12 protein-coding genes are annotated in these 12,631 nt (G+C 29.4%); all 12 read left to right on the forward strand.

From position 1 onward, the window contains the following. Positions 1 to 23 precede the first annotated feature (23 nt). Positions 24 to 2,000 carry an excinuclease ABC subunit UvrB gene (uvrB, locus tag CSPB_RS06440; RefSeq protein WP_089193602.1) on the forward strand — a complete coding sequence of 659 codons (1,977 nt, stop codon included), beginning with the start codon at positions 24 to 26 and terminating at the stop codon, positions 1,998 to 2,000. Positions 2,001 to 2,096: 96 nt separating this feature from the next. Then, positions 2,097 to 4,190, forward strand: a complete 2,094-nt coding sequence (locus tag CSPB_RS06445) for an RNA degradosome polyphosphate kinase (protein ID WP_089193603.1) — start codon at positions 2,097 to 2,099, stop codon at positions 4,188 to 4,190. A gap of 270 nt (positions 4,191 to 4,460) precedes the next feature. Beyond that, the gene (locus tag CSPB_RS06450; protein WP_089193604.1) at positions 4,461 to 4,943 is read left to right on the forward strand and encodes a 3-isopropylmalate dehydratase small subunit; all 483 of its coding nucleotides are present in this window, start codon (positions 4,461 to 4,463) and stop codon (positions 4,941 to 4,943) included. 17 nt (positions 4,944 to 4,960) lie between these two features. Then, the gene (gene leuB, locus CSPB_RS06455) at positions 4,961 to 6,037 is read left to right on the forward strand and encodes a 3-isopropylmalate dehydrogenase (RefSeq protein ID WP_033916104.1); all 1,077 of its coding nucleotides are present in this window, start codon (positions 4,961 to 4,963) and stop codon (positions 6,035 to 6,037) included. Continuing rightward, positions 6,027 to 6,275, forward strand: a complete 249-nt coding sequence (locus CSPB_RS06460; RefSeq protein WP_033916103.1) for a hypothetical protein — start codon at positions 6,027 to 6,029, stop codon at positions 6,273 to 6,275. The genes leuB and CSPB_RS06460 overlap by 11 nt, the downstream gene beginning before the upstream one ends. Further along, positions 6,272 to 6,607 carry a CiaD-like domain-containing protein gene (locus tag CSPB_RS06465; RefSeq protein ID WP_089193935.1) on the forward strand — a complete coding sequence of 112 codons (336 nt, stop codon included), beginning with the start codon at positions 6,272 to 6,274 and terminating at the stop codon, positions 6,605 to 6,607. Before CSPB_RS06460 ends, CSPB_RS06465 begins: the two co-directional genes overlap by 4 nt. After that, the gene (locus CSPB_RS06470; RefSeq protein ID WP_089193605.1) at positions 6,591 to 7,688 is read left to right on the forward strand and encodes a tRNA nucleotidyltransferase/poly(A) polymerase family protein; all 1,098 of its coding nucleotides are present in this window, start codon (positions 6,591 to 6,593) and stop codon (positions 7,686 to 7,688) included. Before CSPB_RS06465 ends, CSPB_RS06470 begins: the two co-directional genes overlap by 17 nt. Before the next feature lie 54 nt (positions 7,689 to 7,742). Further along, a complete protein-coding gene (gene purU / locus CSPB_RS06475) occupies positions 7,743 to 8,582 on the forward strand; it encodes a formyltetrahydrofolate deformylase (protein WP_089193606.1) in 840 nt (279 codons plus the stop codon). Continuing rightward, the gene (locus tag CSPB_RS06480) at positions 8,583 to 9,053 is read left to right on the forward strand and encodes a tRNA (cytidine(34)-2'-O)-methyltransferase (protein WP_089193607.1); all 471 of its coding nucleotides are present in this window, start codon (positions 8,583 to 8,585) and stop codon (positions 9,051 to 9,053) included. Next, complete coding sequence (locus tag CSPB_RS06485; protein WP_089193608.1) at positions 9,050 to 10,372, forward strand: endonuclease/exonuclease/phosphatase family protein; 1,323 nt, start codon at positions 9,050 to 9,052, stop codon at positions 10,370 to 10,372. Before CSPB_RS06480 ends, CSPB_RS06485 begins: the two co-directional genes overlap by 4 nt. Further along, positions 10,369 to 10,518, forward strand: coding sequence for a hypothetical protein (locus CSPB_RS08690; RefSeq protein ID WP_193625231.1), 150 nt, complete (start codon positions 10,369 to 10,371; stop codon positions 10,516 to 10,518). Before CSPB_RS06485 ends, CSPB_RS08690 begins: the two co-directional genes overlap by 4 nt. Further along, a complete protein-coding gene (glyS, locus tag CSPB_RS06490) occupies positions 10,502 to 12,523 on the forward strand; it encodes a glycine--tRNA ligase subunit beta (protein WP_089193609.1) in 2,022 nt (673 codons plus the stop codon). Before CSPB_RS08690 ends, glyS begins: the two co-directional genes overlap by 17 nt. Positions 12,524 to 12,631: the final 108 nt, after the last annotated feature.

Consider the following 12,631-nt stretch of genomic DNA (forward strand, 5'->3'; position numbering starts at 1 on the left):
AAGCTTTATAATAAGGAAAGTAAGTGAAAAATTTTGAAATTTCTAGTAAATTTTCTCCAAACAAAGACCAGCAAAACGCAATAGATGGCATTGTAAAATCTATCAAAGCAGGAAATAAATTTCAAACTTTGCTTGGAGTTACTGGAAGTGGTAAAACTTTTAGTATGGCAAATATTATTAAAAATTTAGATATACCAACTCTTATAATGACACACAATAAAAGCTTAGCGGCACAACTTTATAGTGAATTTAAGGGATTTTTTCCAAAAAATCATGTAGAATATTTTATAAGCTATTATGATTATTATCAACCAGAGGCTTATATACCAAGGAACGATCTTTTCATAGAAAAAGACAGCTCAGTAAATGAAGAGTTAGAGCGTCTAAGACTAAGTGCGACAGCTTCACTTTTAAGTTATGATGATGTTATAACAATTGCCTCGGTTTCTGCAAACTATGGTCTTGGAAATCCAAAAGAGTATCAAGGTATGGTTATGTATTTTGAACTAGGAAAAAGTTTAAGTCAAAAAAAACTGCTTTTAAAACTAGTTGAAATGGGATATAAAAGGAATGATAACTATTTTGATAGAGGCGATTTTAGAGTAAATGGCGACACTATTGATATTTACCCAGCTTACCATAACGATGAAGCACTAAGGCTTGAATTTTTTGGAGATGAGCTAGATTATATGTATCATTTTGATGTGTTAGAAAACAAAAAAACAAAAGAGATTAAAAAATTTATACTCTATCCAACAAGTCAGTTTATAGTTGGCGTTGATAGACTAAAAGAAGCTATAAAAGGCATTGAGTCTGAACTTGAAGATAGACTTGAATACTTTGAAAAAGAAGGTAAGGTTGTAGAGTATGCAAGGCTAAAACAAAGGGTTGAGTTTGACCTTGAAATGCTAAGTTCAACAGGATCAACAAAAGGTGTTGAAAACTATGCACGCTATCTAACAGGGCAAAAGGCAGGTGAAACACCATACACACTTTTTGATTATTATGAGATAAATTTTGATGATTATCTTGTTATAATTGATGAAAGCCATGTAAGTTTGCCTCAGTTTCGTGGTATGTATGCAGGAGATAGAAGTAGAAAAGAAACTCTTGTAGAGTATGGTTTTAGACTTCCCTCAGCACTTGATAACCGCCCTTTGAAATTTGATGAGTTTATATCAAAAAAGGCTAAATTTTTATTTGTTTCAGCTACCCCAAATGAGTATGAGTTAGAACTAAGTGGAAAAAATGTATTTCATCAAATTATGAGACCAACTGGACTTCTTGATCCTAAAATCACCTTAAAAGATAGTGACAACCAAGTCGAAGTGCTGCACGATATGGCAAAAAAAGTCATAGATAGAGGAGAGAGAATTCTTGTAACTGTTTTAACCAAAAAAATGGCAGAAGAGCTCACAAAATACTATCTAGAACTTGGGCTTAAGGTAAAATACATGCACTCAGATATCGATGCTATCGAGAGAAACGAGTTGATAAGAGGCTTAAGAAGCGGAAATTATGATATGTTAATAGGTATAAATTTACTTCGTGAGGGACTTGATTTGCCAGAAGTTTCTTTAATTGCTATAATGGACGCAGACAAAGAAGGTTTTTTGCGCTCTACAACAAGCCTTATACAAACCATAGGAAGAGCTGCTAGAAATTTAAATGGCGAAGTTGTAATGTTTTGTAAAAAAATAACAAAATCTATGAAAGAAGCCATTGATACAACAGAGCAAAGACGAAAGCTTCAAGATGAGTATAATAAAGCTAATAATATCACACCAAAAAGTGCCACAAGAAACATTGAAGAAAGCTTAAAAATAGAAGATGGGGCAGAAATTTACAGAGTTAGTAAAAATAGCGAAAAAATGCCAGCAAGCCAGAGAGCTAAAATAGTAAAAGAGCTTAGAAAACAGATGATGGATGCTGCTTCTAAGCTTGAATTTGAAAAAGCAGCAGCACTGCGTGATGAGATAGCAAAACTAAGAAAAATTTAAAACTACATTTTAGAAACATTTTAATCAAATAAAACTTTTATCAAGCAAAAACTAGGTAAAATGCAAACTATAAAATTTATCTATGAGGAATAAGTTATGGCAAAAGACAAAAATGATTATATAAATAGAGAACTTTCTTGGCTTAGATTTAACTCAAGAGTTTTATCTCAATGTGATAAAAATATTCCATTAATGGAAAAACTTAAATTTATAGCTATTTATACAACAAATTTAGATGAGTTTTATATGATTAGAATAGCTGGTTTAAAACAACTTTTTGTAGCTGGAGTTGTGGTAAGTGGCAACGATGGAATGGCACCAATTAATCAGTTAAGAGAGATAAGGGAATATCTTAAAAATGAAAAAATTACCCTTGAAAACCACTATAAAAATATTACAAAAGAACTTTCTAAAAATGGTCTTTTTATAAAAAATTATGATGAGCTAAACACAAATTTAAAACAAAAAGCAGATGAGTATTTTTTCTCAAATATAATGCCAGTTATTGTCCCAATTGCGGTAGATGCAACACACCCATTTCCTCATCTAAACAACCTTAGTTTTTCTTTAGCTGTAAAAATCATTGATCCAGAACACAGTGACCATATGAAATTTGGAATGATAAGAATCCCAAGAGTAATTCCAAGATTTTTTGAAGCAGATGACACTACTTATGTGCCAATAGAAAGCATAGTTAGAAAACATGCCGAAGAGATTTTCCCAGGATATAAGATCATTAGCTCGGCAACATTTAAAGTTACAAGAAACGCAGATATTGTAATAGAAGAAGAAGAAGCTGATGATTTTATGATGATATTAGAACAGGGTCTAAAACTTCGCAGAAAAGGTGCTTTTGTAAGACTTCAAATAGAAGCCAACGCTGATCCTGAAATTTTAGAATTTTTAAATTTGCATATGAAAATTTTCAAAAAAGACATATATGAATACTCCATACCATTAACACTTGACTCGCTTTGGCAAATAGTTGGAAATAAAAACTTCTTACATCTTGGTTTGCCACTTTATACACCAAAAGTATTACAACCATTTGATGAAAATGTATCTATCTTTGATACTCTTGATAAAACTGATGTTTTGACATATCAACCTTATGAAAGTTTTGATCCAGTGGCAACTCTTATAAAAGAAGCATCAAAAGATCCAAAAGTAATATCCATAAGAATGACTCTTTACAGAGTTGAAAAAAACTCACCAATAGTTCAGTCGCTAATAGATGCAGCAAGCGATGGCAAACAAGTTACTGTTATGGTTGAATTAAAAGCTAGGTTTGATGAAGAAAACAATCTTCATTGGGCAAAAGCTCTTGAAAACTCAGGTGCACATGTGATATACGGAATTGCTGGATTTAAAGTCCATGCAAAAGTTACTCAAATCATACGCCAACAAAATGGCAAACTTAAATTTTATATGCATCTTGGAACTGGAAACTACAATGGCGGAAGTGCTAAAATTTATACAGATATTAGTTATTTTACTACCAAAGAAGAATTTGCAAAAGATTCCACAGACTTCTTTCATATCTTGTCTGGATATAGCAAAAACAGAACTTTAAATAGTCTTTCTATGTCGCCAATGCAAATAAAATCAAGACTACTTGAAATGATAAAAAATGAAAAAGACAAAGGAAGCGAGGGTTTAATCATAGCAAAAATGAATGCACTTGTTGATAGTGATATGATAGATGCACTTTATGATGCAAGTAGAGCAGGAGTTAAGATAGATCTTATAATACGCGGAATTTGTTGCTTGAAACCAGGGGTAAAAGATTTAAGTGAAAATATAAGAGTTCGCTCTATTATCGGTAAATACCTTGAACATGCAAGGATATTTTATTTTAAACACTCAAATCCAGAATTTTACATATCTAGTGCTGATTGGATGCCAAGAAATTTAGAGCGACGATTTGAACTTATGACGCCTATTTACGAACAAAAACATAAAAATACTTTACAAGAAATTTTACACATTCAACTAAGAGATAATGTTTTAGCTTATGAACTTAAAGAAGATGGAGAATACACGCAAGTTGTGCCAGCCCAAAATAAGCTTAAAATAAACAGCCATGATCTTTTAGAAAAATATGTAACAAAAATAAAAGCAACTCAAAAAGATAAAGATATCAACTCACGAACCAAAAATATAGCTTTTAAATTATTTAAAGAAAGTTAAAAAATAATTATGGGATTTTCCCATAATTATAAAGGTTTTTTTGATAGATTGGTTACTTTTTTGTATCAAATAAAATCAAAGATAACAAAGTTACACATACTAAATGCGAAAGAACTTTTTTTAAAAAGTTTATCGCAAAACATATCTTTAATCCAAAACTTTCAGCTATTTTTCTTAGCATAGTTGCTTTATGGATGATATTTTGGTAAATTTTATTATTTTAAAAACAAATTTCTGATAAAATACATAAATTTAAAAAAAGGTAGTTTTATGCAAGGCAAGGTCTGGAAATTTGGAAACAATATCGACACAGATATAATAATAGCAGCGAGATATCTAAATACTTCAGATGAAAACATATTAGCTAAACACATAATGGAGGATGCTGATAGTAGTTTTTCATCTAAAATTTCACAAGGTGATTTTATAGTAGCTGGAGAAAATTTTGGATGCGGTAGCAGTAGAGAACATGCTCCTATTGCGCTAAAAGCAGCTGGAATAAGCTGCGTTATAGCAAAATCTTTTGCAAGAATTTTCTATAGAAACAGTTTTAACACAGGTCTTTTAATATTAGAAATTAATCAAACAGAGGAAATAAATGAGGGTGATGAAATAAATATTGATTTAAAAAATGGAAAAATTAAAAATTTAACTACAGGAAAAACATATAAATTTAAACCAATTCCTGAGTTTATGCAAAATCTTTTAAGCTGTGGCGGCTTGATAAAATACGCTAAAAATTCAATAAAATAAAATTGAGGTTAATTTATATGAAAAGATATAATATTTGTGTAATAAAAGGCGATGGTATAGGTCCTGAAATCATAGATGAAGCGATAAAAGTACTAGATGCAATAAGTGGTAAATTTGATATAGAGTTCAATTATGAATATTGTCAAATGGGAGGAGCTGCTTATGATATATTTGGCGAACCACTTCCAGATGAAACTTTGCAAAAAGCATTAAGTAGCGACGCTGTGCTTTTTGGTGCAATTGGCGGAGAAAAATGGGACAATCTACCGCGCGATAAAAGACCAGAAAGCGGACTTTTAAAACTTAGAAAAAATTTAGAAGTGTTTGCAAATATAAGACCAGCAACAATTTTTGATGAGTTAATAGACGCCTCAAATTTAAAAAAAGAAGTTGTACAAGGCGTTGATTTTGTAGTTCTTAGAGAGTTAACAGGCGGCATATATTTTGGCGAACCAAGAAAACAAGAGAGCGATAAAGCATATAACACTATGATTTATTCAAAACAAGAGATACAAAGAATAGCAAAAATAGGCTTTGAAATAGCACAAAAAAGAAAAAAAAGTTTATGTCTTGTTGATAAAGCAAATGTCCTTGAAACAAGCTCTTTATGGCGTGAAGTTGTAAATGAAGTTGCAAAAGATTATTTGGATGTAAAACTAAGTTTTATGTATGTTGATAATGCTGCAATGCAAATCATTAGAGATCCAAAACAATTTGATGTGATTTTAACAGAAAACCTATTTGGCGATATTTTAAGCGATGAAGCAAGTATGATTTGTGGCTCTATCGGACTTTTGCCAAGTGCTAGCATAGGTGGTAAAGTTGGCATTTATGAACCAATTCATGGAAGTGCACCAGATATAGCAAATCAAGGTATAGCAAATCCAATGGCAACTATCTTAAGTGCAGCTTTAATGCTAAGATATGCTTTTAATGAAGAAGATGCGGCAAAATGTATAGAAAATGCTGTAAAACAAACTTTAAAAGATGGTTATAGAACAAAAGATTTAGCAGCATTTGGTGCTAAAGAAATATGCACAACTAGCGAGATAGGCAGCATTATAGCTAACTATGTAACAAGATATGAGAAATAATACTATAACAGAGGCTCTTATTTATGAGTCTCAAGGTCTTAAGGATGATGCACTTTTGGTATATAAAAATATATTAAAATCAGACCCACACAACAAAGATGCGACAAATGCAATACGCAGAATTTCCGGGCTTAGAAAAAAATATAAAGATGTAAATGAGTATATGCTTGATTTTTTTGTAAATTTAAAAACTGATGAAGAAATAAACGAATTTAAAAGATGGTTGATAAAAATATGAAACTAGAAGACTTGGCAAAAAGCGTAGCTGATGAAATCAGTGCAGAATTAGAACAAGAAAGAGAACAGCAGATATTTAAAAGTGAGCAAAAAGTTGATGATAATGCACAAAATATAGCACAAATCAAACAAGAGCTTAATCAAATAGATGGCGATAACAACACAAAAGAGCAGATTTTTTTACAAAATACAAAAGAGAGAATTTTGGTGTTGTTTGAAGGCTTAAACGAAAATACAAAAGGCGATATAAGTTTAAGACTAGATTTAACAATAAAATTTTTAGAATTTTTACTTGCTAGCATCGAAAATAGACTAGATGAATTGCGAAAATAACGACTTAAAAGAAGTTATTGATTTTTTAAAACCATATACAAATAGAGCATATTTTGTTGGCGGCAGCGTTAGAGACAAACTACTTAATATCAAAAATATCGATTATGATATAGAAGTTTATGATATTTCTAAAGATAAATTTGAACTTTTAATGCAAAAAATCGGTGCAGTTGGCGTTGGTAAAAGCTATTTTGTTTATAAATATAAAAATATCGATATTTCTCTTCCAAGAACTGAAACCAAGATAGGTCATGGCCACAAAGCTTTTGAAGTTAGTGTCTGCAATGACGAAAAATTAGCTTCAAAAAGACGCGATTTTACTATAAATTCGCTAATGCTAAATATATTTGATGGAAAACTTTTGGATTTTTGGGGTGGAAAAAATGATTTAGAAAATAAAATTTTAAAAATTATTGATGCAAAGAGTTTTAAAGAAGATAGTCTTAGAGTTTTAAGAGCTATCCAATTTGTAGCAAGATTTAATCTAAATATAGATAAAAACAGCTTTGAAATTATGAAAAATATTGATTTAAATGATCTTAGTAAAGATAGAATTCGCCTTGAAATGATAAAAATGTTTAAGGGAAAATTTCAAGAAAAAGCATTTAAATGCCTTTACAAACTTAATCTTTGTCCGATTGTTTTTGGTATAGAAATAACAAAAAATGAATTTGAAAAAATTTGTCAAAATTTAAATGATGGATTTAAACTTGTTGATAATGATATGTATTTTTTATATAAATTTTCAAATATAACAAAATGCAATAAATCAAAACTTTTAAAACATTTAAATTTATCTTTTCAATATAAAAAAATACTAAATGAGCCATTTTTCCAAAATCCAACAAAAAAAGATCTTCTTATAACTAGCCTTGAAATGCCACTTTCTAACTGGCTTGGATTAGATACGAAAGAACTCGTAAATATAGCAAAAAATCTAGGAATTTATAATAATACCTTTAAAACAAATATATCTTCAAGCGATGTTATAAAAGATGGGTTTAGTGGTAAAAATATCGGAATAGAAATCAAAAGAAGAAAGCTAGAAGAAATAGATAAATTTTTGATTAAAAATAATTAAACTACTTAAAAGTGAAATTTTGATAAAATGCACCTTTTTTAAAAGGTTAAAATTATGGAAAAATACATACTAAAAATCGACTGCAAAGACCAAAAAGGATTGATATATAGAATATCTGATACTATATTTAAATTTGGATTAAATATAGCAAAAAATCACGAATTTGTCGATCATGAAGTTAATAAATTTTTTTATAGAGCCGAAATAGACTGCGAAAAAAGTATAGATGAAACTGCATTTTGTGGCACACTTAGTGCAATGCTTGGCAGCGAAGCAAATATAGTTTTAAAAAAATCTAGCAAAAAAGATATAATTATACTAGCCACAAAAGAAACTCATTGCTTGGGAGATATGCTAATAAAACATAGCAGTGGTGAATTAAATGCGAATATTTTGGCTGTAATTGCAAATCACGATGATTTAAGAGAACTTGTAGAGAAATTTGGCATTAAGTTTTATTGTGTTGAAAGCAATGGAACAAAAAGGGAAGATCATGAACAAGATATCTTAAACTTACTTAGTAAATTTAGTTTTGATTATATGGTTTTAGCAAAATATATGAGAATTTTGTCACCAAATTTTGTAAATATTTATGAAAACAAAATCATTAACATTCATCACTCATTTTTACCTGCATTCATAGGAGCAAATCCTTATAAACAAGCCTATGAAAGAGGTGTAAAAATCATTGGTGCAACTTCACATTTTGTAAATAACGACCTTGATGAAGGACCAATAATAACTCAAGATGTAGCAAGAGTAAATCATGAGATGAGTTGGCAAGATATGCAGAAAGTAGGTAGAAATATCGAAAGAAATGTCCTTGCTGCAGCACTTGATCTTGTGTTTGATGATAGAATTTTTGTTTATAACAACAAAACAGTAATTTTTTAGATGTTTAACATAGTTTTAGTTCATCCACAAATTCCACAAAATACTGGCGCCATAGGCAGGCTTTGTGTAAATGCAAATCTAAATTTACACATTATAAAACCAACCGTTTTTGATATTGACGAAAAAGCTGTAAGAAGAGCTGGACTTGATTACTGGAAAAAATTAAATCCTAAAATATGGGAAAGTTTGGATGATTTTTTAAATACAAACAGCGACTTTGATAAATTTCACTTTGCAACCACAAAGACAGATAAATTATATTATGATACTAAATTCAAAAGTGGCGATTTTATATTTTTTGGTGGTGAAAGCACAGGGCTACCAATGGATTTTATGAAAAAAAACTGGAAAAATGCTATAACAATACCAATGGGAGAAAGTGGCAGAAGTTTAAATTTAGCTATGAGTGTTGGGATAATAGCTTATGAAGCAATTAGACAAAATATAAAAAATTTCGAGTTTAGAAAATGAAAAAAATATTTTTACTTATAATATCTTTTGTTTTTTTATATTCAAGTGAGCTAAAAATCGCAACTTATAATGTAGAAAATCTTTTTGATGATAAATTTGATGGAACAGAATATTATGACTTTAATATCAAAAAATCTTCTTGGAATACAAAAAAATATCAAGAAAAACTCTCAAATTTAAGTGAGGTTATAAACAAAATAAACCCAGATATCATCGCACTACAAGAAGTTGAAAACTACTCAACTTTGCAAGATTTAGCAAAACAAAGTGGTTATAAATTCTATAAATTTACAAAAGATAAAACTTCGCCTTTTGGAGTTGGAGTTATGTCTAAAATAGAAATTTTAAGCACAAAAAACTATGCCGTAAAAAGCGTAAAAACAAGGGATATTTTAAGAGCAGATTTTAAATTTGATGATAGCGAGTTTAGTATATTTATAAATCACTTTCCAGCTGCCAAAAACCCAATAAGACACCGTAAAGCTGCAGCTACAACACTTTATCAAGCTATAAATGAAACAATCAAAAACGGCAAAAAAAATCTAATTTTACTAGGAGATTTTAACAGCGATTTAGGAGATAATTTCTTACTAAACGATATTATAAGGATAAATAAATTTACAAACCTTTGGGATGAAGTGCCAGTAAATTCTCAAATTTCTCACAAAAGTAGGCGCGCAATAGATCATGTTTTATTATCACAAAGTTTTTTTGAAAGTTCACCATACTACAAAAAAGGAAGTTTTGGGATTTGCAAAGCTGATATTAACTACTTTGAAATTTCAGATCATTTGCCACTTTGTTTTAGCATAAATAGCGAAAAAACAAGTATTGATTTAGCGACAAAAACTATAAATGAAATTTATAAAAATCAACAAATTAATACCAAAACACTCATACAAAAAGCAGCTGTAATTTACAAAGATGAAGCTGGATATGTGATTTCTCAAGGACACGGAGAAAGCGTATTTGTTTTTGACAAAAACGCAGTGGTTGATGTTGGGAAAATTTATGATTTGATAGCTTATAAAAGCGAAATTTATGATGGAAATTTTGAGATAACTAGTGCAAAAATTATCAATTCTTATGATAAAATTACAAATATAGATAAATACAAAATTGATTTTAAAAATATAAACGAAGCAAGAAGCGGTGATATCATAACAAATATAGTTGGCGATGTAAAAAATGGATATTTACACACTGAGTTTGGAAAAATCAAACTTTTTTCACGCTCTAAAAAGTTAAATGACAACTTGGATTTGAAAGAAGCGTTATTTTGGAATTATAAAGGTCAAAAGGAACTTATCATAAAATGATAGATTTTATCATCATAACGGCATTTTGTATTTTTATGGCATTTATGATAATTGGATTTAACAAACAGATGAATGAAAAAAACAGAAAAAGAGATGAGATAAATAAAATTATAAAAGATAGGAAAAAAGATGAAATTACTGATTGAAATTGGAGTTGAAGAACTACCTGCTATACCATTTTTAAAAGAGCTTCCAAATATAAAAACAAAATGGGAAAAAATATTAGAAGAATACAGCTTAAAAACCAAATTTGAGTTTTTTTATACACCAAGAAGACTTATCTTTTCTCATAATGAATTTTTAAGCAAACAGCCAAATAGCGTTATACAAAATATAGGTGCACCAAGAAATGTCGCACAAAAAGATGGAGTTTGGACAAAAGCTGCTCTTAGTTTTGCAAACAAATGTGGTATTAGTGAAAATGAACTTGAATTTAAAGAAATAAACGCAAAAGAAGTTTTATACTACGAAGAAGAAAAAATAGGCAAAAATTCAAAAGAAATTTTAGGTGAAATGATAAATAAATTTTTATTATCTTTAAATTTTGGCAAATCTATGCGTTGGGGAAATGGCGAGTTTGAGTTTATAAGACCGATAACATCTATAGTTTGTATGCTAGGAGATGAAAGTGTTGAAATGAGTGTTTTTGGCATACAAAGTGATAAAGCATTTTTTCCGCACAAAGCATATGGATATGATAAAGTTAAATTTAACACTATAGATGAATATTTTAGCAAAACATATCAAAACGGGATAATACTTAAAGACGAAGAGAGAAAAAACAAGATTTTAACAGAATTTAAAAATTTAGAGCAAAAACACAACATAAAAATACAAATAGACAATGAACTTTTAAGCGAAGTTGTCGCTATAACAGAGTATCCAACTGCACTTCTTGGTAAATTTGAAAATGAGTTTTTAGATGTTCCAAGTGAAGTTATCATAACTTCTATGAAAGTAAATCAAAGATATTTTCCTGTTTTTAAAGATAGTAAGTTATTAAATGGATTTATCGTAGTTAGTAACGCCATTAGTGATGATTATTCGCTTATAATAAAAGGAAACGAAAAGGTTTTAAGGGCAAGACTTAGTGATGCAATGTTTTTTTGGCAAAGTGATCTAAAAACAAAATTTGACTCAAAAATGCTAGAAAATGTTGTGTACATGAAAGAACTTGGAAGCATAGAGCAAAAAGAAAAAAGCGAAGCAAAATTAGCACAAATTCTAGCAAATTTATACAAAGATGAGCTTAGTAAATTTAATATTTCAAATATAAATGAGCTTTTAGAAAGATCAATAATGCTAAGCAAAACAGACCTTGTTAGTTTGATGGTAGGAGAATTTAGCGAACTTCAAGGTATTATGGGTGGATATTATGCAAAAAATGCTGGCGAACATGAGCTAGTTTGCACAGCCATAAAAGAACAATATCTGCCAACAGGCGAAAATAGCGAGCTTCCAAGTAACCTGTTTTCAGCTTTAGTTTCGCTTTCTTGCAAACTAGATACCCTTATGGCGCTTTTTAGCATAAATAAAATTCCAACTGGAAATAAAGATCCTTATGCCTTAAGAAGGGCTGCAAACGGAATTTTGAGAATAGTTTTAAATGAAACATTAAGTTTTGATATAAATGCCATTTTAAAAGAAATATCGCCAAATTATGCTAAATTTGATGTAAACACTTTAATTGATTTTATACTTGATAGAATGATGACAATGTATGATGCAAATGCGTCTATCGTTAAAGCTTGTATAAATAGCGGTCAAAGAGATATCAAAAAACTTGATAATGCCATAAAAGCACTTGATGAGATAAGCAAAGATGAGAGTTTTAAGGATAAATTTGATACTTTTAAAAGACTTGCAAATATTATCAAAAATGAAGATATAATAGAAGTTGATACAAATTTATTTGAGTTAGATGCTGAAAAAAATCTTCATAGCGAATTTAATAAACTAAATCTTAATGAAAAAGATTGCACAATATACTTAAATTCTCTATTTAGTCTTAAAAATCATATAGATTACTTTTTTGATAATGTTATGATAAATGTAGAAAATCAGTCTATAAAATCAAATAGAATTGCAATCATAGGTCAAATTTACAAAGCATTCTTAAGAGTTGCGGATATAAAAGAGATAAGTTTTTAATAAATTTATAAGTTATGTTAGGATCTATTAAATAAAACGGCTTTATAAAAGCTTTATTTTAATTTACAACATAAATTAAAATAAATATATGGTTTAAAAATCTTACTC

The organism is Campylobacter sputorum (genome assembly GCF_002220775.1).
Taxonomy (GTDB): Bacteria; Campylobacterota; Campylobacteria; order Campylobacterales; family Campylobacteraceae; genus Campylobacter_F; species Campylobacter_F bovis.